23 protein-coding genes, 1 tRNA gene and 1 pseudogene are annotated in these 25,034 nt (G+C 71.1%); 12 read left to right on the top strand and 13 right to left on the bottom strand.

Annotation, left to right across the window (positions count from 1 at the left end; genetic code table 11):
* A pseudogene (locus AC07DC_RS14110) lies at positions 1–369 on the top strand (Crp/Fnr family transcriptional regulator); the annotation flags it as partial.
* A 112-nt stretch (positions 370–481) separates the two neighbouring features.
* Here the strand turns inward: AC07DC_RS14110 and AC07DC_RS14105 are convergent.
* From AC07DC_RS14105 to AC07DC_RS14090, 4 genes are all read right to left on the bottom strand, one after another.
* Positions 482–1,243 (bottom strand): bestrophin-like domain, encoded by a 762-nt coding sequence (locus tag AC07DC_RS14105; RefSeq protein ID WP_478914611.1) that lies wholly within the window; start codon positions 1,241–1,243, stop codon positions 482–484.
* A gap of 74 nt (positions 1,244–1,317) precedes the next feature.
* Positions 1,318–2,016 carry a hypothetical protein gene (locus AC07DC_RS14100; protein ID WP_478914610.1) on the bottom strand — a complete coding sequence of 233 codons (699 nt, stop codon included), beginning with the start codon at positions 2,014–2,016 and terminating at the stop codon, positions 1,318–1,320.
* Positions 2,017–2,162: 146 nt separating this feature from the next.
* The gene (locus AC07DC_RS14095) at positions 2,163–3,284 is read right to left on the bottom strand and encodes a M24 family metallopeptidase (RefSeq protein ID WP_478914609.1); all 1,122 of its coding nucleotides are present in this window, start codon (positions 3,282–3,284) and stop codon (positions 2,163–2,165) included.
* A gap of 167 nt (positions 3,285–3,451) precedes the next feature.
* A tRNA-Val gene (locus AC07DC_RS14090) sits at positions 3,452–3,523 on the bottom strand.
* Positions 3,524–3,712: 189 nt separating this feature from the next.
* On the opposite strand from AC07DC_RS14090, the gene AC07DC_RS14085 reads away from it, so the two are divergent.
* From AC07DC_RS14085 to tmpA, 3 genes are all read left to right on the top strand, one after another.
* Positions 3,713–4,954, top strand: a complete 1,242-nt coding sequence (locus AC07DC_RS14085) for a hypothetical protein (RefSeq protein WP_478914608.1) — start codon at positions 3,713–3,715, stop codon at positions 4,952–4,954.
* Between the two features lie 87 nt (positions 4,955–5,041).
* Positions 5,042–5,257, top strand: coding sequence for an FmdB family zinc ribbon protein (locus tag AC07DC_RS14080; protein ID WP_478914607.1), 216 nt, complete (start codon positions 5,042–5,044; stop codon positions 5,255–5,257).
* A 124-nt stretch (positions 5,258–5,381) separates the two neighbouring features.
* Positions 5,382–7,016 carry a 2-trimethylaminoethylphosphonate dioxygenase gene (gene tmpA, locus AC07DC_RS14075; protein ID WP_478914606.1) on the top strand — a complete coding sequence of 545 codons (1,635 nt, stop codon included), beginning with the start codon at positions 5,382–5,384 and terminating at the stop codon, positions 7,014–7,016.
* 43 nt (positions 7,017–7,059) lie between these two features.
* Here tmpA and AC07DC_RS14070 read toward each other — a convergent pair whose 3' ends face one another.
* Positions 7,060–9,003: a phosphocholine-specific phospholipase C gene (locus AC07DC_RS14070; protein WP_478914605.1), complete on the bottom strand. Its 1,944-nt coding sequence runs from the start codon at positions 9,001–9,003 to the stop codon at positions 7,060–7,062.
* Between the two features lie 104 nt (positions 9,004–9,107).
* Entirely contained in the window at positions 9,108–9,836 is a 729-nt protein-coding gene (locus AC07DC_RS14065) for a GntR family transcriptional regulator (protein WP_478914649.1), read from the bottom strand.
* 293 nt (positions 9,837–10,129) lie between these two features.
* Here AC07DC_RS14065 and AC07DC_RS14060 point away from each other — a divergent pair, with 293 nt between their 5' ends.
* The 6 genes from AC07DC_RS14060 to AC07DC_RS14035 are packed head-to-tail and all read left to right on the top strand — an operon-like array spanning position 10,130 to position 15,414.
* On the top strand, positions 10,130–11,275 hold the full coding sequence (locus AC07DC_RS14060) for an ABC transporter substrate-binding protein (protein ID WP_478914648.1): 1,146 nt from the start codon (positions 10,130–10,132) through the stop codon (positions 11,273–11,275).
* Positions 11,275–12,129: an ABC transporter permease gene (locus AC07DC_RS14055; protein WP_478914604.1), complete on the top strand. Its 855-nt coding sequence runs from the start codon at positions 11,275–11,277 to the stop codon at positions 12,127–12,129. The genes AC07DC_RS14060 and AC07DC_RS14055 overlap by 1 nt, the downstream gene beginning before the upstream one ends.
* Positions 12,126–13,004, top strand: coding sequence for an ABC transporter permease (locus AC07DC_RS14050; RefSeq protein WP_478914647.1), 879 nt, complete (start codon positions 12,126–12,128; stop codon positions 13,002–13,004). The genes AC07DC_RS14055 and AC07DC_RS14050 overlap by 4 nt, the downstream gene beginning before the upstream one ends.
* Before the next feature lie 35 nt (positions 13,005–13,039).
* Positions 13,040–14,119, top strand: a complete 1,080-nt coding sequence (locus AC07DC_RS14045; protein ID WP_478914646.1) for an ABC transporter ATP-binding protein — start codon at positions 13,040–13,042, stop codon at positions 14,117–14,119.
* Complete coding sequence (locus AC07DC_RS14040) at positions 14,116–14,817, top strand: HAD family hydrolase (protein ID WP_478914603.1); 702 nt, start codon at positions 14,116–14,118, stop codon at positions 14,815–14,817. Before AC07DC_RS14045 ends, AC07DC_RS14040 begins: the two co-directional genes overlap by 4 nt.
* A 54-nt stretch (positions 14,818–14,871) precedes the next feature.
* Positions 14,872–15,414 (top strand): DUF4383 domain-containing protein, encoded by a 543-nt coding sequence (locus AC07DC_RS14035; protein WP_478914602.1) that lies wholly within the window; start codon positions 14,872–14,874, stop codon positions 15,412–15,414.
* A gap of 28 nt (positions 15,415–15,442) precedes the next feature.
* Here the strand turns inward: AC07DC_RS14035 and AC07DC_RS14030 are convergent, their stop codons facing one another.
* Positions 15,443–16,102, bottom strand: coding sequence for an O-methyltransferase (locus AC07DC_RS14030; protein WP_478914601.1), 660 nt, complete (start codon positions 16,100–16,102; stop codon positions 15,443–15,445).
* Between the two features lie 52 nt (positions 16,103–16,154).
* Here AC07DC_RS14030 and AC07DC_RS14025 point away from each other — a divergent pair, with 52 nt between their 5' ends.
* Positions 16,155–16,781 (top strand): nucleoside/nucleotide kinase family protein, encoded by a 627-nt coding sequence (locus tag AC07DC_RS14025; RefSeq protein ID WP_478914600.1) that lies wholly within the window; start codon positions 16,155–16,157, stop codon positions 16,779–16,781.
* A 42-nt stretch (positions 16,782–16,823) separates the two neighbouring features.
* On the opposite strand, the gene AC07DC_RS14020 is transcribed toward AC07DC_RS14025, so the two are convergent.
* The 3 genes from AC07DC_RS14020 to AC07DC_RS14010 form a co-directional block, all read right to left on the bottom strand.
* Positions 16,824–17,678 carry an HAD family hydrolase gene (locus tag AC07DC_RS14020; protein ID WP_478914599.1) on the bottom strand — a complete coding sequence of 285 codons (855 nt, stop codon included), beginning with the start codon at positions 17,676–17,678 and terminating at the stop codon, positions 16,824–16,826.
* The gene (locus AC07DC_RS14015) at positions 17,675–20,140 is read right to left on the bottom strand and encodes a phosphoribosyltransferase (RefSeq protein WP_478914598.1); all 2,466 of its coding nucleotides are present in this window, start codon (positions 20,138–20,140) and stop codon (positions 17,675–17,677) included. Before AC07DC_RS14015 ends, AC07DC_RS14020 begins: the two co-directional genes overlap by 4 nt.
* Positions 20,141–20,246: 106 nt before the next feature.
* Entirely contained in the window at positions 20,247–21,413 is a 1,167-nt protein-coding gene (locus AC07DC_RS14010; RefSeq protein ID WP_478914597.1) for an HpcH/HpaI aldolase/citrate lyase family protein, read from the bottom strand.
* Positions 21,414–21,590: 177 nt separating this feature from the next.
* On the opposite strand from AC07DC_RS14010, the gene AC07DC_RS14005 reads away from it, so the two are divergent.
* Entirely contained in the window at positions 21,591–22,421 is an 831-nt protein-coding gene (locus AC07DC_RS14005) for a TerD family protein (RefSeq protein WP_478914596.1), read from the top strand.
* A gap of 8 nt (positions 22,422–22,429) precedes the next feature.
* On the opposite strand, the gene AC07DC_RS14000 is transcribed toward AC07DC_RS14005, so the two are convergent.
* The 3 genes from AC07DC_RS14000 to AC07DC_RS13990 form a co-directional block, all read right to left on the bottom strand.
* Positions 22,430–23,164 carry a TerD family protein gene (locus tag AC07DC_RS14000; RefSeq protein WP_478914595.1) on the bottom strand — a complete coding sequence of 245 codons (735 nt, stop codon included), beginning with the start codon at positions 23,162–23,164 and terminating at the stop codon, positions 22,430–22,432.
* An 88-nt stretch (positions 23,165–23,252) separates the two neighbouring features.
* Positions 23,253–24,395, bottom strand: a complete 1,143-nt coding sequence (locus tag AC07DC_RS13995) for a DUF475 domain-containing protein (RefSeq protein ID WP_478914594.1) — start codon at positions 24,393–24,395, stop codon at positions 23,253–23,255.
* Between the two features lie 49 nt (positions 24,396–24,444).
* Complete coding sequence (locus tag AC07DC_RS13990) at positions 24,445–25,020, bottom strand: TerD family protein (protein WP_478914593.1); 576 nt, start codon at positions 25,018–25,020, stop codon at positions 24,445–24,447.
* Between the last annotated feature and the right edge of the window lie 14 nt (positions 25,021–25,034).

The following is a 25,034-nucleotide window of genomic DNA, read 5'->3' as shown; positions in this document are numbered from 1 at the left end:
ACCATCGCCGCCATCGGCCGCGAATGGACCCGCAAGGGCCTCTACCCCAGCTCCGTCGAAGTCAGCGGCAGCACCGTCCCCGCCTGGCGCGGCGTCCCCATTCTGAGCTGCAACAAGATTCCGATCAGCGACGCCCGCACCAGCTCGATCATCGCGGTACGCACCGGCGAGGACAACCAGGGCGTCATCGGCCTGCGCCAGACCGGCATCCCCGACGAATACGAACCCGGCCTCAACGTCCGCTTCATGGGGCTCAGCGAGAAGGCCATCATCAGCTACCTCGTCAGCGCCTACTACTCTGCCGCCGTACTCGTCCCCGACGCCCTCGGCATCCTGGAGAACGTCAACGTCGCCAACTGGCGCGACTGACCCGGACCCGGCAAGCGGGCAAGAGGAAGGGCGGTGGCCCGGGGATCCCCCCGGGCCACCGCCCTCTTCGTGGTCCCGCCTCTTCGTGGTCCCGCCGAGCGGCGTCTACGCGCTACTTCAGCGCCGGGAACAGGTCCAGGAACACATCGGGACTGACCGCGATACCCCGGCCGAACGGTGCGTCGAGGTCCCAGATCAGGAACAGCAGGAACGCGATGAGCGCGCTGAACAGGCCCGCCAGCAGCAACTCCCGCCCCGAGCGCCGGATCTGCAGCGTGAAGATCAGGCCCACGGTCACCAGGGCGCCCGCGATGAGGCCGAACCACACCATCCCCGGCATGGTCGCGCCCGCGTTCTGACCGCGCGCGGTCCGCGCCTCGTCGGCCACCGCGACCTGGTCCACCACCGGCTGGTACGCCTGCGCGTCCAGGTCCCCCTTGGGCGCGTAATCCGTCACGTCCCGGCGCACCGCCGACAGCAGTTCCGTCCCCTTCGGGGAGAGGGCGCCGTGGTCGGCCATGTACGGCCACTCCTGGTGGACCACGTACCCGACGTACGCGTCGACGTCCGCACGGATCCGGTCCCGTACCTCGGGCGGGTACACCTCAACGCGCGTGCTGACCTCGTGCATGGCCTGCGCTTCACGCTTCACGTCGTCCTGTGCCGCGCCCTGGCCCTCCCACACTCCCGCGATCGCCAGGCCCAGGACGATCGCGTAGATCACCCCGATCATCATCGTCATGTACTCGATGACGTCGGGCGTCTCGGTGGGGTCGTCGTCCACCGGGACGCGCCGCTGTCTGAGCACCACGACGGTGATCACGACCACGCAGGCCGCGCCCATCGCGATCACCAGAGCAATCCACTGCGACATGAGGAACTCCTAGCTGACTGAACTGACAGCGGAACTGACAGCGGGTCTACGGGTCACCGGTCGGCGGACCGACGTCAACGGGCCCTGCGGTACACGTGCGAACCCGGCCGGAGCACGGCCGCCGCGAGCAGTCCCGGCACCGTCGTGAGCAGCATCGTCATCATCAGCGGCCGCTGTCGGTGCTTGGGGGCGGGCGGGGCCGCGACAGGTGCCGGCCAGCGGACGGCCGGGCGCGGGGGCGGCGCGTGCCGCGGGGCCGGGGTCGGCGCGGGCTCCGGACTGCGCGTCGGCGCCGGGGTCGGCGAGGGCTCGACGCGGGGCGGCAGGGTGACCCGCGGGGGCGGGACGACGACGGCGCGATGCGTCGGCTCGGGCGACGGGTCCGGCGTGGGCACAGGGGTCGGAACGTGCGTGGGCGTGGGCGTGGGGCTGGGGGTCGGCGTGGGGGTCGGGGTCGGTTCCGGACACGACGGATGGTCGCCGTGCCAGTGCCAGTAGCAGTGGCAATGGTGCCCATGGCCGTGCCAGTGCCCGTGGCCCTGCCCTTGGCCGTGGCCATCGCCGTGGCCGTGCCCGTCGCCCTGCCCGTGGCCGTCGCCCTGACCGTGCTCGTGCACGTACCAGTCGCCGTCGCCGTGTCCGTGCGAGTCCTGGACGCAGACGTGCACCACGTCGTGCTCCACCTGGACCGAGACCGCTCCAGGACACCCCTCGCCGGCGACCGCGACCGGTACCAGCAGCCCCGAACCGCACAGGGCGGTCCCTGCCGCCACCACTGCTCCTCGCAGAGTGGCCCTTCCCCACCGATTTCTCACAGGACAGATCTTGAGGCCGAGCGAGCCGCGACTATGCCCCAGTTCGAACCTGTTCCCTCGAACGAATCAACGCAAGGTCGTTAAACCTCACTCCAGTTCGAAAATCAGGCGACAAGGCGCATCTCGTGCGGCGTTCCGTTGAGCCGCCGGCCGCCCTCCGCCGTGCACGTCACGATGTCCTCGATCCGTACCCCGAAGCGGCCCGGCAGGTAGATGCCCGGCTCGATCGAGAAGCACATCCCCGGCACGATCGGCCGCTCCTCGCCCTCCACCATGTAGGGCGGCTCGTGCGTCGTCACACCGATGCCGTGGCCGACGCGGTGGATGAAGTACTCGCCGTACCCCGCGTCCGTGATGACCTTGCGGGCCACCCGGTCGATCTCCTGGCAGGCGATACCGGGCCGGACCGCCTCGAAGGCCGTCTGCTGCGCCTCGCGCACGATGTCGTGCACCTCCCGCTCCTCGGCCGACGGCTCACCGACATGCACGGTCCGGGTGGTGTCGGAGCCGTAGCCGTCCTTCAGCCCGCCGAAGTCCAGCACCACCATGTCGCCGTCGGCGATGGTCCGCTCCCCCGCCTCGTGATGGGGGTTGGCGCCGTTCGGCCCGGAGCCCACGACCGTGAAGTCGACCTGGCTGTGCCCGTACGACACCAGCAGATCCGCGAGATCGCCCGCCACCTCGGTCTCCCGGCGGCCCGCGAACCGCACCTCCAGGATGTCGACGTACGCGGCGTCCGCCGCCGCGCCGGCCGCGGCCAGCCGCGCCAGTTCGTGCTCGTCCTTGACCGCCCGCAGCATCGGCAGCACATCGGTCAGCGACGCGTACGCCGTACCCGGCAGCGTCCGCTGGAATCCCAGCAGATGCATCGCCCACGCCGAATCGGAGATCCCGTACCGTCCCTCGGGCCGCAGCAGCGCGATCGCCGCGTTATAGGGGTCCTGCCCGTCGGTCCAGTCCGTCAGCAGGACCGCCCCCGCGCCCTCCGCCGCCTCGGCGTCCGGCCGCTCCAGGACCGGCACCAGCATCTGCGGCTCCTCGCCGGCGGACAGGACGAGCATCGTCAGCCGCTCGGTGATCGCCGTCGGCTGGTACCCGCACAGATAGACCAGATCCGGGCCGGGTGTCACGACCACCCCGGCCAGCCCCGCCCCGGCCGCCGCCTCCGCCGCCCGCGCCATCCGGGCCGCGTAGTCCTCCCGCGTGAACGGCTGGATACCTGCCATGACTCCTCCTGAGGCCGCCGGACACCACCGGACACCGGACCGTACGGCTTCCAGCCTCAGGGCTCATGACCCGGTCCGCGACCGGGAACGGGCGGCGCGGGCGGGCCCCGGGAACGCCGGGAGCCCCCGGCCATTGCTGGCCGGGGGCTCCCGGATGGATCGAGCGGTGGGCGTGGACGGGTTCGAACCGCCGACCAGCGCCGTGTAAAGGCGCTGCTCTACCACTGAGCTACACGCCCTCGGAACGTGAAGTGACAGATTACATCGCCGGACCCTGTGGTCCCCAACCGGATACCAAGGACGGGTAAAGCATCGCCCGGCGTTCGGTCACGTGTCCGTGCAACCGGCCCGGGCCGTGTATTCGTCTTGGTCAGGTGGGAGACTGGAGCCGACAGACACCAGCGGCGGACCTGCGGGAGAGAGTCACTGTGACGACGGCACGCTCGTGGTGGCGGCGCGGCGACAACCTGCGCGCCGATGCTCAGGCCGCGAAGGACGCCGCCTCTCAGGCCTTCTACGAGCTGGACACCGCACAGCGGGACCTGGACCTGTCGATAGAGACCATCAGCGCCGTCGACAACTCGCCCGCCGCGCAGCGCGCGCTGGCCGGGTTCCGGGCGCTCGGGGAGCAGATCGACCAGGTCAGCGGCGCCTACATCGCCACCGTGGACGCCCACGACCTGGACCGCGACGAGCTGGACACGGCGACCGCCACCCGGGCGCGCAACGAGCTGACGAAGGCGAAGGACGACCTCGACCGCGCCAAGGCGGACCTGGAGCGGTTCGCGCAGAGCCTCGCACCGCTGCTGGGGAAGGCCGAGACGCAGCTGGCGCGGCTGGCGCCGGCGGTGGAGCGGGCGCGGCAGGGGCTGTTGGCGGCGAGCAACGCGCTGGACGGGGTACGGGCCGCCGGGCTGAAGGGCGACGAACTCGCGGCGCGGCTGGCGGCGCTCTCGCCGGAACTGACGAAGCTGAACCAGGGGGCCGGTGCGCACGGCGTGCCGGAGACGCTGGCGCGCGCGGAGGACGTGCAGCGCCGCGCGGAGGCGATCCGCGCGGAGGCGGCCCGGCTGCCGGAGCAGGCGAAGGAGATCGACAAGCGGCTGGTCAGCCTGCGCACCCGCGTCGAGGCGCTGGCCACCCGGGCCGGCGGCGTCGAGCCCGTCCTCAGCGAACTGCGGCGGCGTTTCTCGCTGGCCTGCTGGCAGGACCTGCAGCAGGTGCCGGCGCAGGCGGAGACCGCCGTGGCGCAGGCCGGGGCCAAGCTCGCGGAGGCCGCCAAGGCGCGCGACGAGCAGCGCTGGGCCGACGCGACGTCCCGGCTGAGTACGGTACGGGCGCTGCTGGACGACGTGGACGGGTCGGTGTCCGCCGCCGGTGACCGGCTGCGCCGGCTGAACGAGGTCAGCAAGGATCCGAAGGCCGAGGTCGAGAAGACCCGGTTCGCGATCCGTGACGCGCAGCGGCTGGCGATGCAGGGCCGGACGACTCCGGAGCCCCGCCATGCCCGCCCGCTCGACGACGCGGTGGCGCGGCTGGACCGGGCGCTCGCCGCGCTGGAGGGCCGGCACCCGGACTACTGGGCCTTCCTGACGGAGACGGCGTCGGTGCGGGAGACCGTGAACCGGGTCGTCGCGAACATCCGTGAGGACCGGGCGCAGGGGCGCTGACCCTGCCCGGGCCGGGCGGGACGCGTCGGATCCGGTCCGGGGCCGCGTGCCGATCGCCCTTGAGGTGGCGGGGCTATTCTTCGGGGCATGCCTCGATACGAGTTTCGCTGCCGGTCCTGCGGTACCACCTTTGAGCTGAACCGGCCGATGGCCGAGTCCTCCGCCCCCGCGAGCTGCCCGGAGGGCCACGACGACACGGTGAAGCTGCTGTCGGCCGTCGCCGTGGGCGGCAGCGCCGCCGCTCCCGCGTCGGGCGGCGGTGGCGGAGGCGGCGGGTGCTGCGGAGGCGGCTGCTGCAGCTGACGCTCCTCGTCGGTCCTCGTCGGGACCCGGTGTTCATCCTCGCGACATGTGGCCGTTCGTCGGTCCTCATGACCGGATGCGACGTTCCCTTCTAAAGTTGGCCAGACAACTTATGGAGGCCGTAATGGACCTGACCCGTCTCCCGGCGGCCTGGCTGCGGGACAACTGCGGCTGCGCCCTGTGCCGCGATCCGCGCAACGGCCAGAAGCTCTTCCAGATCACCGATCTGCCAACGGACCTGGCGGTCGGCGAGGTGCGGGCCGGCGACGTCTCGTTCGAGGTGGAGTGGCTTCCCGACGGGCACCGCTCCGTCTACAGCATGGAGTGGCTCGCCGCTGCCGACGCCGGGATCGACGGCGCCGCCGGTGACCACGGCGACGGCCGTACCGAGGCCGGAAAGCACCTGTGGTGCGCCGCCGATCTGGACGGCCGGCTGCCCGAAGCCGGCTGGGAGACGTATCTCGCCGACCCGGCCGAGCGGATACGGGTCCTGGAGTCCGTCCAGCGGCTCGGCTTCGCGCTGCTGCGGGACGTGCCGTGCGCCGAGCGGCAGGTGCTGGCCGTCGCCGGGACGTTCGGCCACGTCCGCGAGACGAACTACGGCTCGCTCTTCGACGTCCGCGTCGAGGCGGACCCGAACAACCTCGCCTTCACCGGCGCGGCGATCACCCCGCACACCGACAACCCGTACCGCGACCCCGTGCCGACCCTGCAGTTGCTGCACTGCCTGACGAACGCCGCGGTCGGCGGCGACTCGGGTCTGGTCGACGGCTTCGCCGCCGCCGCGCTGCTGCGCACCGAGGACCCGGCCGCGTTCGAGGTGCTGACCCGCACCCTGGTCCCCTTCCGCTTCGACGACGCCCGCACCGCGCTGCGCGCCGACCGGCCGCTGATCGATGTGGACCCGCTCGGCCGGATTCGCGAGGTCCGCTTCAACAACCGGTCCATCGGGACGTTGCGGCTGCCGCGGGAGGCGCTGGACTCCTTCTACCGCGCCTACCGGGCCTTCGGTGAGCTGCTGCTCCGCCCGGAGCTCCAGCTCGAGTTCCGGCTGGCTCCCGGTGACTGTCTCGTCTTCGACAACACCCGGCTGCTGCACGCCCGTACCGCGTTCGCCGAGAGCGGCGAGCGCCATCTGCAGGGGTGCTACGCCGACCTCGACGGGCTCGCGAGCACGCTTGCCGTGCTGCGACGGGAGCGGCCGCTCGACGAGCTGGCCGCCCTCTTCGACGGCGCGGGCGCCGAGCAGTACCTGGGCGAGGACGTCACCCAGGCCCAGCACATGCTGCAGGCCGCCTCCCTCGCGGCGGCCGCCGGCGCCGCGCCTTCGCTCGTCGCCGCCGCCCTGCTGCATGACGTCGGACACTTCCACGGGACGGTGAGCGGCGCGGAGCTGATGGCCGGGACCGACAACCGTCACAGCCACACCGGGGCGGAGTGGCTGGCGCGGTGGTTCGGGCCGGAGGTGACCGAGCCGGTGCGGCTGCACGTCGCCGCGAAACGGTATCTGTGCGCGGTGGAGCCGGAGTACTTCGGACGGTTGTCGGAGGCCTCGGTCCACACCCTGCGGGTGCAGGGTGGGCCGATGTCGCAGAGCGAGGTGCGCGACTTCGAGGCCGAGGCCTTCGGGGCCGAGGCGGTGCGGCTGCGCCGGTGGGACGAGGGCGCCAAGGACGTACGGGTGGCGGGGGTAGCGGACTTCGCCCACTACCGGCCGCTGCTGGCCGGGCTGATGAGGATCAGCCCGGCCGGCGTCTGAGCCCGGAACCTCCGACCCGCGCGGAGCGCTGGCCGGACAGGCCCTACGGCTGGAGGCGTCCCGCGAAGCGGCGCTCGAAGCCGTCGGCGGTGTCCGCCGTCACCGTGAAGTCGTAGCGCCCCGCGGCGGCGGACGGGACGACCGCTGTCGCCGAGGCGCCGGGCGCGACCGTCACCTGGTGGCCCGGGAAGGTGAACACCGCTGGCTTTCCACCCGCGTTGGTGAGCTTGAGGTGGACGCCGTCCGGTTCCTCGACCGCCGCGACTTCCGGGTGGGCCTTCGCCGGGTTGGTCCAGGTGCGGACATCGCCCTTGTAGCCGCGCAGGAATCCGTCGGGGCCGTGGGTGTCGATGTCGTACGGGCCGCCGCTGACGGCCTGGGCGCTGAAGTAGTCGGTGATGCTGCCGCCCACCGGCAGCGTGTAGCGCCAGGCGCCGAACTTGCGGTGGTTGACGGTGTACATCGACAGGCCGGCGCCGAGGGTGCCGAGGTTGTCGACGGTGATCCAGATCTGGCCCTTGGCGGCGTCGGTCCGCGAGGACGAGCCGAAGCGGTAGCCGGTGGGCAGCGCCGGGCGGTCGCCCGGTTCCACCTCGGGGAAGTGCTGGGTCAGCGGCGGGAAGAGCGGCGGAAGGACCTTCTTGTGCTGCTCGGCCAGGTCCGCGAGGAGCTTCTTGGTGTCGGGGAGGGCGGGGAACGTCGTGCTGGACGTCCGGAAGTCGAACGCCGACATCAGGTCGCCGCAGACGGTGCGGCGCCAGGCGGAGATGTTGGGTTCGCGCACTCCGGTCCAGTTCTCCAGGAACCGCAGCACCGAGGTGTGGTCGAAGACCTCGGAGTTGATGCGGCCGCCGCGGCTCCAGGGGGATATGACGATCATCGGGACGCGCGGGCCGAGGCCGATGGGCGCGCCGTTGATGAACTCGTCGGGGGTGCCGTCGGGGGCGGTCGGCGGGACGACGTGGTCGAAGAAGCCGTCGTTCTCGTCGTAGTTGAGCAGGACGACGGTCTTGGCCCAGACCTCGGGGTGGGCCGCGAGGGCTTCCAGCACGTAGGAGGAGGTGAAGTCCGCGCCCTGGGCCGGCGGGTGGTTGGGGTGCTCCGACTGGTCGGTGGGGGCCACCACCCAGCTGACGGCGGGCAGTTTCCCGTTGGCCACGTCCTGCGCGAAGTCGTCCGCGCCCCGCTTGACCATGCCGTTGACGTAGAGCGGGGAGTCCTTGGGAGCGGTCTGGTACTGCTTGAACCACGCCAGGGCGTTGTCGTCGTAGTTGTCCTCCTGCTGGTAGACCTTCCAGGAGATGCCCGCGGACTGCAGGCGCTCCGGGTAGGTCGTCCAGGTGTACCCCTTCTCGCTGTTGTCGACGACCGGTCCGCCGGCGGTGCCGCGCGGGTCGACCGTCCCGGACCACAGGTAGAGGCGGTTGGGGTTGGTGGACGCCATGGTGGAACAGAAGTACTGGTCGCAGAGGGTGAAGGCATCGGCGAGCGCGTACTGGAAGGGGATGTCCCGGCGCCGGTAGTAGCCCATCGTGTACCAGGACTTGGCGGGGATCCAGTTGTTGTACTGGCCGTTGGCCCAGGCGCTGTGGGTGCCGTCCCAGGAGTGGTCCAGGTCGAAGATCCGCTGGGCGTCGGAGGTGGCGGTGTCCAGGTGCCAGGGCAGCAGGGTGGTGCCGCCGACGGAGCCGAGCAGCCGCTGGTGCAGGACGTCGGATCCGTTCGGGAAGCGGAGGAGCGAGCTGTCGCCGTAGCCGCGGGCGCCGTTCAGGGTCCCGAAGTAGTGATCGAACGAACGGTTCTCCTGCATCAGGACCACGACGTGTTCGACATCGTCCAGCGTGCCCTGATGTGCGGGCTCGGCCAGCGCCTGCTGGAGGCCCGCGGGCAGGACGCCGGCGCCGATGGCCGCGCCGGTGGCGACGGCGGAACCCAGCAGTTTGCGGCGGGAGATGCCTGGGCCGGGCGGGCGGGAGAGGTCGGACACGGTGCCTCCTGGTCAGAGAGGTGCGAGGGTTACTCGGGGTTACTGGCGAGTAGGATGATCGCAGCCGCACATGAACATAGGAAGACCCCGGGACAGACGTTTCGTCAGATTCCCGTGCGACGGGAGAGGGACGTGACCGCCGTCGAGTTGTGGACGGTGAAGGCCACGGTTCCGGGCAGGTAGCGGTCCTGCGACCACTCCACCGGGGTGCCGGCCGGATCGGTGGTGCGGCGCCGTTCGCGCAGCAGCGGATCGCCCACCAGGCAGCCGAGCAGCCGGGCGTCGTCGGCGTCGGCGAGGGCCAGGTCGATGGTGTGGTGGGCGTCGGTGAACAGCACGCCCTGCTCCTGCAGCGGCACGGTGTGCGAGACCGCGTGCGGGTCCAGCGCCTCGACGAGGGCGCCCACGTGCTCGGGGTAGACGGTGCGCTCCACCATCACCGGGGCGCCGGACAGGGTGCGCACCCGCAGCACCCGGTAGACCTCGGCGCCCGGCTCCAGGCGCAGTTGCTCGCGTTCGACCTCGTCGGCGGGGCTGCGGATGATCTCCACCACCCGACCGCCGGGCTCCTCGCCGATGGAGCGGGCCCAGCGGGTGAAGCTGAGCAGTTCGCCGAAGCTCTGGACCCGGGCGGTGCCGAGGACGACGCGGCGGGTGCCGCGCCTGGAGGTGACCAGTCCGTCGGCGCGCAGTACCGCCAGGGCCTGGCGCACGGTGCCGCGCGAGACGCCGTAGCGGGTGGCGAGTTCGCCCTCGGCGGGCAGGCGGCCGCCGGACCCGTAAGCGCCGTCGGCGATGGCCTGCCGGAGATCGGCGGCCACCTTCCGGTACATCGTCTGCCGGCCGTCCGCCACGCTGCTCCCCACATCGATCGCTGCTCAGGTGACCGAGCCTAGAGCCTGTCCGCCGGATCGCCTCCGGACGGCCCACCGGCGGACCACAGTCGACCCTAACCGCCGTTTCAACCGCCGATTCCGGGACAACCACGCCATTCCTGCGGCCGACACCGGAACGCAGTGGCCCGTTCATCCGCCGGACACTGGACTACGGCGTACTGGGGTCGTCATTGTTCGAGTTGTACAGCCAACCCTGGCTATCTCCCGTCCCCATGGAGAGTCCCGTGATTCTGCTCCGCCCCCGGGCCGCCGGCCTCGCAGGTGTCCTCGCCATAGCTGCGCTCGGCCTCAGTGCCTGTGGCGCCGCACCCACCGAGACCACCTCGGCCGACGGCAAGAAGAGCGCCGCCACCGCCACCTCCGCCGCCGAGTTCGGCGGGATGGACGCCCTGGTCGCCGCCGCGAAGAAGGAGGGCAAGCTCAACGCGATCGCCCTGCCGCGCGACTGGGCCAACTACGGCGCGCTCATCGACGGATTCAGCAAGAAGTACGGCATCAAGGTCGAGGTCGAGAACCCCGACGCCTCCAGCCAGATCGAGATCTCCGCGATCAGCACCCGCAAGGGCCAGGACCGCGCCCCCGACGTCGTCGACCTCGGCAGCGCCTTCGCGCTGAGCGGCGCCGCGCAGGGCCTGTTCGCCTCGTACAAGGTCGCCGACTACGAGAAGATCCCGGCCGCCCAGAAGGACGCACAGGCGCGCTGGTACTACGACTACGGCGGCTACGTCTCGATCGGCTGCGACGCCAAGCGCGTCAAGGAGTGCCCCTCGACCTTCGCGGACCTCCTCAAGCCGCAGTACAAGGGCCAGGTGGCGCTGAACGGCAACCCGACGAAGTCCGGTTCGGCCTTCGGCGGCGTCTACGCGGCGGCCATCGCCAACAAGGGCTCCTTCGACAACATCCAGCCCGGTCTGGACTTCTTCGGGCAGCTGAAGAAGTCGGGCAACTACAACCCGGTGGAGTCGACCCCGGCGACCGTCCAGAAGGGCGAGACGCCGATCAGCATCGACTGGGACTACCTCAACGCGGGCTACACCGACGAGTTCAAGACAAAGAACGTGGACTGGAAGGTCGCCATCCCCAGCGACGGCGTCTACGCCCAGTACTACGCGCAGGCCGTGAACAAGGACGCGCCGCACCCGGCCGCCGCCCGCCTGTGGGAGGAGTACCTGTACAGCGCCGAGGGCCAGAACCTGTGGCTCAAGGGGTACGCCCGCCCCGTGCTGATGGACGCCCTCAAGACGGCCGGCACGCTCGACGCGGCCTCCGCCGCCAAGCTGCCCGCCGTCGCCGGCACCCCGGCCTTCCCGACGCCCGCGCAGGTGGACGCGGCCAAGAAGGCTGTCACCCAGGGCTGGGCCAAGGCCGTCTCCTGATGACCCTGAAGACCAAGGCGCCGGCCGGCATGCTGGCGGCGCTGCCACTCGTGCTGTTCATGCTGGTGGCGTTCGGCCTGCCGGCCGTCGCCATGCTGACCGGTGCCTTCAGTACGTCGAGTGACGCGCCGGGCGGCGAGCAGTGGACGACGGCGAACCTCACGGACTCCGTGCAGGGCGCCTACCTCACCGGGCTGGTCAGCAGCGTCAAGCTGTCGGCGCTCTCCGCGCTGCTGGCCACCGTGCTCGGACTCCCCCTCGCACAGGCCGTGGTGACGTCACGTCACCGCGCCCTGCGCGAGGGCGTCCTCGCGGCGTCCGGGGTGCTCGCCAACTTCGGCGGGGTACCGCTCGCGTTCGCCTTCATCGCCACCCTCGGCAACGCGGGCGTCCTCACCGAGCACCTGGGACTGACCGGCGCCGGCTGGAGCCTGTACACGTTCTGGGGCCTGGTCATCGTCTACCTGTACTTCCTGCTGCCGCTGATGGTCCTGGCCATCACCCCGGCGCTGGAGGGCCTGCGCAAGCAGTGGCGCGAGGCCGCGCAGAACAGCGGCGCCACCGGCCTCCAGTACTGGCGGCACGTCGCGCTGCCGGTACTGGCCCCGTCCCTGCTCGGCGGGTACGTGCTGCTCTTCGGCAGCGCCTTCGCCGCCTACGCCACGGCCGCCGCGCTGGGCAGCGGCTCGGTGCCGCTGATCACCGTGCAGATCGCCGACGCGCTCTCCGGCAACGTCCTGGTCGGCCAGGGCAACATCGCGCTCGCGCTCAGCCTGGACATGGTCGTGGTCGCCGGGCTCGTCATGGCGGTCTACGTCCCCCTCCAGCGAAGGAGCGCACGATGGCTCGACTGACCCGCAAACCGCTGTGGCGCGGCGCCGTCGGCCTGCTGGCCGGCCTGTACTTCCTGGTCCCGGTGGCCGCCTCGGTGATCTTCACCGTGGACATTCCGGGTCAGGGCCTCACCCTGGACGCGTACACCGGCATTTTCGGCGCGGACGGCTTCACCGACAGCCTGCTGCTCACCATGGAACTGGCCGCCGCGACCATCGTCCTGGTGATGCTGCTGCTGGTCCCGGCACTGGTCGCGGTACGGCTCGGCGCCCCCCGGCTGCGGCCGGTCCTGGAGATCATCTGCTCGCTGCCGCTGGTGGTGCCGTCGGTGGCGCTGGTCTCCGGCTACAGCAGTGTGCTGCGCTGGGGCCCGGAACACCTGTCGCGCACCCCGCTGTTCCAGACGTTCACCGCCGTGCAGGACAAGCGGTTCCCGTTCGTGCTGGTCCTCGCCTACACGGTGATGGCGCTGCCGCTCGCCTACCGGGCGCTGGACTCCGGGCTGCGCGCGGTCGATGTCCGCGTCCTGGTGGAGGCCGCCCGCAGCTGCGGCGCGAGCGCGCCGCGGGCCGTCCTGCAGGTGGTGCTGCCCAACATGCGCGGCGCGCTGCTGAACGCGTCCTTCCTCACGCTCGCGCTGGTCCTGGGCGAGTACACCGTCGGCGCGCTCCTCGGGTACCAGCCGTTCGCGGTGTGGATCGTCAACACCGGGGGCAACCAGGCGCAGTTGTCGGTGGCCGTCTCGGTGCTGAGCCTGGTGGTCACCTGGATGCTGCTGCTGGTGTTCGCCGCCCTGGGCCGGCCCCGCAACCGCTCCCGCTCCCTTTCCCGCACGTCCCGCCGGGCCGGCCACGACACGGCCGCTCCCGCACCCATCGCACAGGAGGTGGCATGACCGCCGCCACGGATTCCCAGGCCGCTGCGTCAGCCATGGACCCAACGGACCCGACAGACACCGCGGACACCTCGACGGCCACCACCGTCGAGTTCCGCGCACTGCGCAAGTCGTTCGGCGCCACCACGGCCCTCGACGGCCTGGACCTGACCGCCCGTCCCGGTGAGCTGCTCGCGCTGCTCGGCCCGTCCGGCTGCGGCAAGACCACGGCGCTGCGCATGCTGGCCGGCTTCGAACGGCCCGACTCCGGCCAGGTCCTGGTCGACGGCCAGGACATCAGCGGGGTGCCCGCGCACCGCCGGGACGCCGGGATGGTCTTCCAGTCGTACAGCCTCTTCCCGCACCTGACGGCCGCCGACAACGTCGCGTTCGGCCTGAAGATGCGGCGGACCGGCGCCGCCGAGCGCCGCTCGCGCGCCCACGAGCTGCTGGAGCTGGTGGGTCTGCCGCAGCACGCCGACCGCTTCCCGCACCAGCTCTCCGGCGGCCAGCAGCAGCGCGTGGCGCTCGCCCGCGCGCTGGCGCTGCGGCCCAAGGTGCTGCTGCTGGACGAGCCGCTGTCGGCGCTGGACGCCAAGGTCCGGGTGACGTTGCGCGAGGAGATCAGGCGGCTGCAGCAGGAGCTGCGGATCACCACCGTCTTCGTCACGCACGACCAGGAGGAGGCGCTGTCGACGGCCGACCGCGTCGCGGTGATGCGCGACGGCCGGCTGGAGCAGGTCGCGGCCCCCGCCGAGCTGTACGACAACCCCGCGACCGCGTTCGTCGCCGAGTTCGTCGGCACCATGAACCGGCTGCCCGGTGTCATGGCGGACGGCGTCGTGGAGGTGCTCGGGCAGCGGCTACCGGTGCGCGGCGACGCCCCGGCGCACGGCCCGGTGGACGTGCTGGTCCGGCCGGAGGCCCTGGAGGCCACCGCGGACGGCGATGGCCGCTCCCGGGTGCTCACCGCCGCCTTCCACGGCTCGGTCACCCGCCTCACCCTGTCGCTGCCGGACGGCGCGACCGTCAAGGCGGACGTGCCCAGCCACCTCGCGGCCACCCTGCCGGCCGGCGCGACCGTCACCGTGACCCTCCCGCAGCGCCCCGTGCTCGTCGACGGACCCACCGCGTGACGCTGCAGGCAGTGCTCTTCGACATGGACGGCACGCTGGTCGACACCGAGGGGGTGTGGTGGGACACGGTCGCCGAGACCGCGTCGGCGCTCGGCCACACGCTCTCCGAGGCGGACGTCCCCGACGTGCTGGGCCGGTCGGTCGACCACACCACCGGCCATCTGCTCGACGTCACCGGGACCGCCCGCCCCCGTGAGCAGCTGGCGGCGGAGCTGGACGCCCGCTTCGCCGAGCTGGTGGCCCGCGAGGTACGGCCGCGCCCCGGCGCGGTCGTGCTGCTGGCCCGGCTGCGGGCGGAGGGGGTGACGACGGCGCTGGTCTCCGCCTCGCCGCGGCGCGTGGTCGAGCTGGTGCTCGACGTGCTCGGCCGGGAGAACTTCGCGGTCTCCGTCACCGCGGACGACACCACGCTCACCAAGCCGGCCCCGGACCCGTACCTGGCCGCGGCCCGGCTGCTCGGCGCCGATCCGGCCCGCTGCGTCGCCGTGGAGGACACCCCGACGGGTGTGGCCTCCGCCGAGGCCGCAGGCTGCCAGGTGCTGGCCGTCCCGTCCGTCGTGCCGATCGTGGCCGCCCCGGGCCGCACGGTGCTGCGGAGCCTGGAGCAGGCGGGGCCGGCGCTGCTGCGCTCCCTCGTCGAGGGCAGGCCCGGCAAGGGCGGAACGGTTGATGAAGAGGCCCTCCGGGAGGATGCTTGAGTTAAGTGGGGCGTGTGGTTCCGTTTGCCCCCGCTTCCGCGAAGGAGGCTGTTCATGGTCATGCGACTCGACGAGCATCTGCCCGCGGATCACCGGCTGAGTCAGGTCTATCGCGTGGGCGCGGGCCTCACCGGGCTGGTGCTGCTGGTCTTCGGCATCCTGGGCCTGCTGAACGAGGTCCCGTTCCTCGACACCCACGGCGACACGGTGGCGGGACTCAACACCAACGGCACGCTCAGTGTCCTGTCGATCGCTGTCGGACTGCTGCTCTTCGCGGGCATGGTCATCGGCGGCAACATCGCCTCGACGCTGAACATGGTCCTGGGCGTCCTGTTCATCCTCAGCGGCTTCGTCAATCTCGCCCTGCTGGACAGCAGCCACAACTTCCTGGCCTTCGAGATGCCCAACGTGATCTTCAGCTTCGTCGTCGGCATCATGCTCCTCATGTTCGGCATGTACGGCCGCGTCACCGGCGGCCTCCCGCACGACAACCCGTACTGGCAACAGCGCCACCCCGAAGCGGCGGCGCGCGAGGCGGCGGCACGAGCGGCTGTGGCCGCCCGCCGGACCCCGCCTCGCGGGCTGCCTCAGCACTAGGACCGGACGACCCGGACCGGCGCCGGAGCTACCGCCTGCGGGCGACCGTGAGGCCGTCCGCGACGGTGAGCAGCACGTCGTCCATCCGGTCGTCCTCGCGCACCCGGTCATTGAAGGCGCGGATCGCCGCGGCGGGGCCCTCGACGGCCGGATCGGCGACCGCGCCGTGGAAGAGGGTGTTGTCGGCGACGATGAGGCCGCCGGGGTTCATCCGCGGCACGAGCTCCTCCCAGTACGCGATGTAGCTCACCTTGTCCGCGTCGAGGAAGACGAAGTCGATCCACGGCCCCTCGGGCAGCGCGCGCAGGGTGTCCAGCGCCGGTGCGATCCGCAGGTCGATCCGGTCCGCGACACCCGCCTTCGCCCAGGCCTCGCGGCCGACGGCCGTCCACTCCTCGGAGACGTCGCAGGCGATGAGCTGCCCGTCCTCCGGCATCGCCTGGGCCATCGACAGCGTGGAGAACCCGGTGAACGTGCCGACCTCGACGACGCGGCGGGCCCCGATCAGCCGCACCAGGAAGGCCAGCAGCGGGCCCTGCTCCTCCGCGGTCTGCAGACCGGACACATCGGCGAGCCGGGTGTGGGTGATCTCGACCAGTTCCCGCTGGACCGGGTCCAGGGGCGGGTTGTGCGCGAGTACATATGCGTAGAGCTCGGGGGTGAGCTGGGGATTCTTCGTCTCGTACAAGGCTTCTCCTCGGATGGACGCTTCGACCTGCACCAAGTCGTAAGGTGACGGCATGCTCGTCGATGACGCCGTCGCCCTGGTGCCCAGCATTCCAGGCCGCAGGGCCCTGCTGGGGATGGCGGGCGCACCCGCCGCGGGCAAGTCCACCCTCGCCCGCCGGCTGGTCGACGGGGTCAACGCGCGGCTCGGCGCGGACATGGCGGCGTACGTCCCGATGGACGGGTTCCATCTGTCCAACGCCCAGTTGGTGCGACTGGGGCGCGCCGGCCGCAAGGGCGCGCCCGACACCTTCGACGTGGACGGCTACGTCCAACTGCTGCGCCGGCTGCGGTCCAGCCATGAACGCCCCGTCTACGTCCCCGAGTTCGACCGCCGGCTGGAGGAACCCATCGCCGCGGGCCTGGTCGTGCTGCCGGAGGTGCGGCTGATCGTCACCGAAGGGAACTACTTGGCCGACGACGGGCCGGGCTGGGAGGCGGTGCGCGACCTGCTCGACGAGCTGTGGTTCGTCGACGCCCCGCGGGCGGTGCGCGAGCGGCGACTGCTGCGCCGCCACATCCGCGGCGGGCGCAGCGAACCCGAGGCGCACGCTTTCATAGCGTCCAGCGAGCGCCCCAACGCGGACCGGGTCGAGGCCGCCCGCGCCAACTGCACCCGCGTGGTCACCACCAGGGACTGACCATGCCGCTGTCGAGCGGGAACGGCCAGTCCCGCGGCGGTGTCACGCGGCTGCGGCGCCGTCCTGCGCGCTGTCCGCGCTGGCCGCGACGTGCGCCAGCATCCGTCGCAGGATCTCCTCGCCCGCCGCCACACCCAGCGTCGCCAGCGGCGTCACGTGCGGCGCCGACCAGCCGCTGTCCGCCAGCTCCCCGTGCCCCGGCTGCCAGCCGGCGTCGGCGGCCATCAGCAGATCGGCGTCCAGGAGGGAGTCGCCCGCGGCCAGCACCTCGGTGGCACCGGTACGCCGTACGACCTCCTCGAGCGCCGCGCTCTTGCGCAGCGGCTTGGGGACCGTGTAGATCTTCCGGCCCTGCAGCGACACCGTCCAGCCGCGCCCGTCGGCCCACTCGGTCAGATCCTTCACGAAGTTCTCGGGCAGCAGCGACCGCTCCACCACGAGGTACGCGAACAGGTCCTCGGCCACCCGCTCCTTGCGCAGCCACGCCGGGTCGGTCACCCGCGCCAGATGCGCGCGCACCTCGGCCAGCGGCACGGAACCGTCCGCGAGACGACGGCGCATCTCGGCGTTCCAGTCCTGGTCGGTGCGGCCGTCGACCAGCAGATGGCCGCCGTTCGCGCAGATCGCGAAGCGCGGCACCGGGCCCGGCAGGCTGATCCGCCGATACTGCTTGCGCGTACGGGTGGTCGCCGGCACGAACTCCGCCTCGGCGGCGAGCCGCTGCACCAGCGCGGCCGCGGTCTCCGTCATGAACGACAGCGGCTTCGACTCGTGCACCTCGACGCAGAGCAGCCGCGGCGCGTGCTCGTCGGGCATCCCCAGCGCGAGCGCGGCGGAGGAGTAGATCAGCGTCCGGTCCAGGTCGCTGGCGGCGAGGGTACGGCGTGCGGCGCTCATCGGGCGACCACCTTGCCGGCGGTACCGATGGCCGTCAGGCCGTCGGCCCCCGTGGCCCCCCGCGTGAAGCGTGGGTGGATCAGGCCGACACACGAGTACGGCAGCCCGTCCACCTCCTCCACCGGCACCCCGCGCTGCTCGGCGAGCAGCCGCACATGGTCCAGGTCCGCGCCGGCGCCCCGCTGCGCCAGGATCTTCCACGGGACGCGGCGCAGCAGCACCCGCGTCGTCTCGCCGACACCGGGCTTGACGAGGTTGACGTCCCCGATGCCGTACTCCTCGCTGATCCGCTCGACGGCGGCCCAGCCCTCCCAGGTGGGGCTGCGGTCCTGCGACCGCAGCGCCCTGACGTCCTCGGCGACGGCGTCGGCGACCTCGTCGAAGCGGGCCGTCACGGCGTCCAGGAAGAGCCCGGAGACATCCGCGCCGGCCAGTTCGCGGTAGAACTTCCCGCCGTGGAACTCGTCGGGTCCGATCAGGTCCGCGCGCAGCACGGTGCGCGAGATGAGCCCGGAGACGGTGGAGTTGAGGCACGCGGAGGGGATGAGGAAGTCGTCACGGGTGCCGTAGGTGCCCACGCAGCCGCCCGGGTCGGCGAGCACCGCGATGTCCGGGTTGAAGTTGCCGAACGGCTTGACGGCCTCGGCCAGTTCCCGGGTGATCGCGCCCTTGCCGGTCCAGCCGTCGACGAAGACGACCTGTTCCGGGTTGTGGTGCCCGGCCAGCCAGCGCAGCGCGGTGGTGTCGATGCCCCGGCCGCGCACGATCGAGACGGCGTAGTGCGGCAGCTCCAGGCCGTGCGCGTGCTTCGCCCAGCGGCGCATCAGCACCCCGACCGGCGTGCCGGCGCGCGCCAGCGAGACGAGCACGACGTCCCGGCCGCGCTCTTCCAGCACCAGCTCGGTGACGGCGCCCACCGCCCGCGCGATCCGGTCGGCGGAGGTGTCCAGCGCGGCACGGAACAGCGCCTGGTACGCCTCGCTCGGCTGGTACTCCACCGGCAGCGACTCCGCGTAGTGCGCCCCGCCGCTCTGGATCGCCTCCTCGCGCTCCTCGGTCGGCGCCTCCAGCTCCACATCCGACAGGTCCTTCAGCAACCAGCCGACCTCGTCCGCCGCGTACGACGAGAACGCCGGACCGCGCAGCGGCGAGGGGAGCGTACGGGTCTGGGCCATCTGCATCTGCTGAACCTGTCCGTTCGGTCGGTACGCGGGCACGACGGCGAGCAGTACCTGCCCGGTGTGGGCGGCAAGATGCGCCAGCAGCCCGTCGGGCGCGTGCAGTTGCGGGGTGTCCCCCGCCGAGTCCACGACGGCGACGATCACGTCGAAGCCGCCGCCCGCGACGTTGTAGGCGTAGCGCGGGCCGGGCCCGTCGGAGGGGTCGTCGTGGGCGGGGAAGACGATCCGGGTGCGGATCGCGTAGCCGGGGTCGTCCACGGCCAGCACGGGTGAGCGGGTGGTGGTGGAGAACCGGACCTCGGCGCCTGTGCCGTCCTGGATCTCCTGGGCGAGCCGCAGCGGCGCGTACATCAGCTCCTCGTTGCCGAGGACGAGGATGCGGCGGGGCTCTTCGCCACCGGCGGTGTGCTCGTGCAGCGCGACGCGGACCGCCTCCGCCATCGACGGTAGCGCCGCCTCCAGCCGCTCCCGGTGCGCTGGGGTGAAGCCGTGCCGTCCGCCGTCCGGCAGTCCCTCGGGCCAGCCGAGGTCCACCCGGACCACCTCGTACGCCGTCGCGGGCGCGGGCGGCGGGGTCACGCTGGCCCTGACGAGCTCCTGGCCACGTTCCAGTACGCCGTCCGGCAGCCGGACCGTGCCGGACGCCAGCGACAGCAGGTCGACACGCGCGCCGAGGCCGGCAGCGAACTCCGCCAGCCGCTCCCGGTCCTCGTCCGACCGCATGTCGACGAGCGCGACGACCACGTAGTGGGCGCGCGGGTGCCGGGCGTGCAGGTCCCTGATCGTGTTGAGGACGGTCTGGCCCGTCGAGAACTCGTCGTCGACCAGCACCAGGGGCCCGGCGCCGGTCAGCAGCTCCGGGTCCTCCGGCAGCAGCAGATGGCCGGTCGCATGGCTGTGCTCCTCCTCGAAGCCGCCGGCCGCCGCCACCCCGGCGACCTCCCGCCGCGTCGAGTGCAGATACGGCGCGAGGGCCACCCCGTCGGCCACCGCGTGCCCGAGGCCCGTCGCGGTCTCCGCGTAGCCGAGGACGACGGCCCGCGCGGCCTCCTCGTCACCGAGCAGCTCCCGCACCCGGCGGCCGAGGCCGTATCCGGCGGCGTGGACGTCGAAGGGGTGCCGGGGAACGTGCTTGCCCAGCACGTTCGACACCAGCAGATGCGCGCGCTTCGGGTTGTCGCGCAGCGCGAGGCCGAGCAGCTCGCTCAGTCCTTCGCCTTCGAGGGCGATGTCCAGCCGGTCGGCGACCCACTGGCCGGACCATGTCGGTGTTGCTGCCATGCGGCGGTTCTCACTTCTGTGAATCAGGCGCAGCGTTGAATCGGTCGCGGCGTTGATCAGGTACGGCCTCGACCAGGTCGGCGTTGACCAGGAGGGGCGGTAATGGTCAGGACGGCAGACAGGCCGCGAGCAGTTCCACGAAGCCGATGTCGGCGCGGGCCACCCCGAAGGTCTCGGCACGGCGCATGGTGCGCTCGGCCCAGGCCCGGTGGGGCTTCACCTCGTTCATCTTGTTCGTGTAGGTGGAGCGCAGGACCCCGCCGCCGGTGCGGTCCTCGTGGAGGATGTCGGCGGCGTCGCAGTACTCCTCGTGCGTGACCACGTTCAGCGCGTGCACGGGGAACACATGGGTGGGGTGGATGCAGGTCTTGCCCTGGAGGCCGTTGGCCCGGTCCAGCTCGATCTCCCGGAGCAGCCCGTCCATGTCGTGCTCGATGAGCGCGGTGCGCAGGTCCTCCGCCTCCGGGGTGAAGGGGCTGCGCCGCAGCTGCGGCTTGAACATCCGCTCGTGGTGCCGGAAGTACTCCCACACCGGCCCGGTCACCGTGAATCCGGTCCCGTCGGCCCGGCCGAAGACGTTGACGACGTCGGCGATCACCGAGGCGACGATCTGGACGTCGTACGCCGTCATCGCGGGCGCCCTGCGCAGCGCGTACGAGGAGCAGAAGTCCGTCACGCCCAGCCGCAGGGCCAGCACGCGGTCCCGGTACTTGTCGACCGTGCGGTAGATCCCGGAGAGCGTCTCGACGCGGCTCTCCAGGTGCATCAGCTGCGGGGACTCCAGGACCGGCATGGCGAAGAGCCGGTGGCCGCAGGCGGCCTCCGCCTCGGCCAGCGCCTCCATGAAGGGGACGCCGCTCTCCTCGGTGAACTTCGGCAGTACGAATCCGGACAGCAGTCGCACGGTGTCACCGAGCCGGTGCACCAGGTCGAGAATCTGCGCCGGGGTGCGGACCCGGATGAAGAGCAGCGGAGGGTCGCCGGCGCCCTGCCGCCGGGCCAGGTCGGCGAACTGCCGGACCAGGTTGGCCTCGGCGTCGACCACCTCGCGGTCGTCTATCGAGTCCTCCAGGCACAGCACCATGGACACGACGCCGTGCGCGGCCTGCTTCAGTACGTCGTCGGCCAGATGCGGCCGGGTGGCCGGGCTGTAGAGGGTCGCGCCCAGGGCGACGGAGAGCGTTCGGGCGGAAGAGTCCGCGGTGAATTCCTGCGGCTCGCGGTGGAACAGTTCGTTCCGTACGTCCGTCGCAAGGTGTCCGAAGTGGCGCATATGCCCCCTTTTATGCATGGCTGACCGAATGGCATCTGGCGGATTATCGTACGTGCGGTCACACGACTGACGTTCCCCCTGTGCGTGAAAATCAGGTAACCCCCGCACGTCCTTCGCATGACCCTTCCCGGCGCGTCCGGTCCCCTGCGTTGTGGCCCGCGCACCGGGGAAGGCAGGATGACCGGCATGACGCACGCGATGGTGAAGGGCTCGAACATCCCCCTGGACGTCCTGGGGATCAGGGCGGTGCTGCGCTGGAGCCCCGGCGCCGGTGTCCCCGACGTCGACGCCTCGGCCCTGCTGCTGGGCGCGGACGGCCGGGTCCGCTCGGATGCGGACTTCGTCTTCTACAACGAACCGAGGCATCCCTCGGGGCTCGCCCGGCACCTGCCGAAGAAGCGGGTCGCCGAGGGCCTCACCGACACCGTCGAGGTGGACCTGGCCTCCCTGGACGCCTCCGTGGCCCGCGTCGTCATCGCCGCGTCCGCCGACGGCGGCTCCTTCGGCCAGGTCCCCGACCTGCACGTACTGCTCTTCGACACCGGTGCCGCCGTCCAGTCCGCCCCGCTGGCGACCTTCGACGTCACCCCCGACACCGGCGACGAGACCGCGCTGATCTGCGGCGAGCTCTACCGCCGCGACACCACGTGGAAGTTCCGCGCGCTCGGACAGGGCTACGCCACCGGCCTCGTCGGCCTCGCCACCGAATTCGGCATCGCCGTCGACGACGAGGCGGAATCCGTGGCGGATCCCGCCGCCGGCTCCCACGAGCCCGCCCAGGCGCCGCCCGCCGTCCCGGAGCCGGAACCCACCTCCGCGTACGGCTACCCGCTCCCGGAGCCCGCTCCCGGCCACGTACCGGCCCAGCCCGCCTACGGATACCCCCAGCCCCCGCAGCAGCGCCCCCAGCCCGCCGCACCGGCCTACGGGTACCCGCAGCCGGTGGCGGCCTCCCCCGGCTTCGTGCTGCCCCCACAGGGCCCCCAGTTCCAGACCGGGCGACGCTAGCCGGGCCGTCAAACCTTGGTCTTGTAGCCCCGGCCCCACTGCAGACCCCAGCCGTACAGCCGGTCTATCTCGGCCTGGAACCCGTAGACGTACTTCACCTCGCGCCGCACCGTCAGATCGCCCTTGCGGTTCTCGATCAGCACCACCGCACAGGACCGCGCCTGCGGCTCGCGCTCGCTCAGCGGGATCTCGATCCGCGGACCCGAGCTGGGGAAGAGCGTGACCATGGCGTGGGTGCGGTCGAACGCGGGCGTGCCGTCGTAGATGTAGACGAAGACCAGGAGCCGGACGAACTCCTCCCGCTTGTCGAAGTTGATGTAGATCGTCTCGCCCGAGGACCCGCCGAACCGGTCGTCGCCGCTGAGCTTGATGTACGGCGCCTCGTTCAGGTCCCCGAGGAAGTTGCCGAGCGGCTGGACGACGCCCTTCGTCCCGTCGGCGAGCTCGTACATGCACGCCAGGTCCAGGTCGACATTGACCATCGCCGGCCCTGCCGCCTGCACGATCTCCGGCTTGAAGAGGTTCATCCGGCGGCTGAACAGCCCGCCGCCGCCCTGCTTGTTCCAACCGCCGGTGTCCGAAGTGCGCATTTCCCAGGAAAGGTTGATCCGCAGGTTGCCCACGGCCGCGCCCTGTTTGCTCAGCGAGACCATGGGGTGCCGTTTCGTGAGCTCCACGGTGTGCGCGTTCGCGACATCGAACTGTGTTGCGCCACTGGGCCGCAGGAACTTCCACCACGCCATGACCACCCCTCCCCTGAACGGACACCGCCCCCCGCCGGATCGGCGGGGGGCGGGACTTCTCGCTCCGGGGTTCAGACTGTCAGAGCTCTCAGACCCCGGAAGAGACTTCCGCCGTATCGTTCGACCCCTCTGAGTTTTCCCCGATCCGCCGGTTTCGCACCACCGAGGACCAGTAGGAAGCCGCGATCAGCACAACGCCGACGAGGCCGGTGATGACCTCGTTGATCTCGTACTTGATCGTGACGAGCAGGATCATCGCCAGCGCGCCGATCGCGTAGTGCGCGCCGTGCTCCAGGTACACGTAGTCGTCCAGGGTGCCCTTGCGGACCAGGAACACCGTCAGCGACCGGATGTACATGGCGCCGATACCGAGGCCGAGCGCCATCTCGAAGATGTCGTTGGTGATCGCGAACGCACCGATGACACCGTCGAACGAGAACGACGCGTCGATGACCTCGAGGTACAGGAACATGAAGAACGCGGCCTTGCCGGCCAGCCCGACGACGGCCGCCGTGCTGCCGTTCTTCGAGCCCGCCCCGGCCTCTTCGTCCGCCTCGTCCTCGGCGTCCTCCAGCTGGTCCTCGAAGAAGCCGGAGATCCCGCCGACGACCAGATACGTGATGAGCCCGGCGATCCCGGACAGCAGCACCGTCGCGGTCTTGTCGATCGTCCCGTCCCCGCCGTGCACCGGGACGCTGGTGGCGACCGTGGTCGCGGCGATCAGCAGCACGACCATGGCGATCACGACGGAGAGCATGTCGAGCTTGCCCAGCTTGCCCAGCGGCTTCTCCAGCCAGCCGAGCCACCGGATGTCCCGCTCCTCGAAAATGAAGTCGAGGAAGATCATGAGCAGGAACATCCCACCGAACGCCGCGATCGCCGGGTGCGCCCCGGTGACCAGCGCCTCGTAGCGGTCGTGGTCGTTGATCGCGACATTGACCGCCTCGACGGGGCTGAGCTTGGCGGTGATGGCGACGATGACGACCGGGAAGACCAGTCGCATACCGAAGACGGCGATCAGGATGCCGACGGTGAGGAACATCTTCTGCCAGAAGGCGTTCATCTTCCGGAGGATCCCGGCGTTGATCACCGCATTGTCGAATGACAGCGAGATCTCTAGGACCGAGAGGATCGCGACCACCGCGAGCCCCTGCCACCCCCAGAGGTACGCAGCCAAGGCCAGGCCGGCGGCAGTGATGCCGAACGACCAGCCAAATGTCTTGAGGAGCACGGGCTACCCAGTCCTTCTCTACGAGAGATCCCCCGCGCAGGGCGCGGCTTTACGAAACGTTGACCCCGAAGTCTAGGGCGATGCCTCGCAGTCCTGACGCGTACCCCTGTCCTACTGCACGGAATTTCCACTCGCCGTTGTACCGGTACAGCTCGCCGAAGATCATTGCGGTCTCGCTGGAGGCGTCTTCGGAGAGGTCGTAGCGGGCCAACTCGGCCTGGTCGAACTGGTTGACGACGCGGATGTAGGCGTTGCTGACCTGGCCGAAGGTCTGGCCGCGGCTGTCGGCCTCGTGGATGGAAACGGGGAAGACGACCTTGTCGACGCGCTCGGGAACCTTGGTGAGATCGATGAGGATCTCCTCGTCGTCGCCCTCGCCCTCGCCGGTGAGGTTGTCACCGGTGTGCTCGACGGAGCCCTCGGGGCTCTTGAGGTTGTTGTAGAAGACGAAGTGTTCGTCGCTGAGTACCCGGCCGTTGGCGCACAGCAGGGCGCTGGCGTCGAGGTCGAACGGCGCTCCTGTGGTGGAGCGTGCGTCCCAGCCGAGGCCGATCATCACCTGGGTGAGATTCGGTGCGGCCTTGCTGAGGGAGACATTGCCCCCCTTGGCGAGCGTGACGCCCATGGTTTTCGCTTCCT

The sequence above is a fragment of the Streptomyces sp. NPDC045021 genome (assembly GCF_056432645.1).
The sequence above is the reverse complement of the archived record's forward strand: the minus strand, read 5'-3'. Positions and strand labels throughout refer to the sequence as shown.

Excerpts from the sequence above, each read along its gene's own strand:
- AC07DC_RS14005 (WP_478914596.1), top strand. The coding sequence starts at position 21,591 with ATGACCGGCATGACGCACGCGATGGTGAAGGGCTCGAACATCCCCCTG.
- AC07DC_RS14080 (WP_478914607.1), top strand. The coding sequence starts at position 5,042 with ATGCCTCGATACGAGTTTCGCTGCCGGTCCTGCGGTACCACCTTTGAG.
- AC07DC_RS14010 (WP_478914597.1), bottom strand. The coding sequence starts at position 21,413 with ATGCGCCACTTCGGACACCTTGCGACGGACGTACGGAACGAACTGTTC.
- AC07DC_RS14095 (WP_478914609.1), bottom strand. The coding sequence starts at position 3,284 with ATGGCAGGTATCCAGCCGTTCACGCGGGAGGACTACGCGGCCCGGATG.
- AC07DC_RS14105 (WP_478914611.1), bottom strand. The coding sequence starts at position 1,243 with ATGTCGCAGTGGATTGCTCTGGTGATCGCGATGGGCGCGGCCTGCGTG.
- tmpA (WP_478914606.1), top strand. The coding sequence starts at position 5,382 with ATGGACCTGACCCGTCTCCCGGCGGCCTGGCTGCGGGACAACTGCGGC.
- AC07DC_RS14025 (WP_478914600.1), top strand. The coding sequence starts at position 16,155 with ATGCTCGTCGATGACGCCGTCGCCCTGGTGCCCAGCATTCCAGGCCGC.
- AC07DC_RS14055 (WP_478914604.1), top strand. The coding sequence starts at position 11,275 with ATGACCCTGAAGACCAAGGCGCCGGCCGGCATGCTGGCGGCGCTGCCA.
- AC07DC_RS14020 (WP_478914599.1), bottom strand. The coding sequence starts at position 17,678 with ATGAGCGCCGCACGCCGTACCCTCGCCGCCAGCGACCTGGACCGGACG.
- AC07DC_RS14000 (WP_478914595.1), bottom strand. The coding sequence starts at position 23,164 with ATGGCGTGGTGGAAGTTCCTGCGGCCCAGTGGCGCAACACAGTTCGAT.
- AC07DC_RS14045 (WP_478914646.1), top strand. The coding sequence starts at position 13,040 with ATGGACCCAACGGACCCGACAGACACCGCGGACACCTCGACGGCCACC.
- AC07DC_RS13990 (WP_478914593.1), bottom strand. The coding sequence starts at position 25,020 with ATGGGCGTCACGCTCGCCAAGGGGGGCAATGTCTCCCTCAGCAAGGCC.
- AC07DC_RS14065 (WP_478914649.1), bottom strand. The coding sequence starts at position 9,836 with ATGTACCGGAAGGTGGCCGCCGATCTCCGGCAGGCCATCGCCGACGGC.
- AC07DC_RS14015 (WP_478914598.1), bottom strand. The coding sequence starts at position 20,140 with ATGGCAGCAACACCGACATGGTCCGGCCAGTGGGTCGCCGACCGGCTG.
- AC07DC_RS14035 (WP_478914602.1), top strand. The coding sequence starts at position 14,872 with ATGGTCATGCGACTCGACGAGCATCTGCCCGCGGATCACCGGCTGAGT.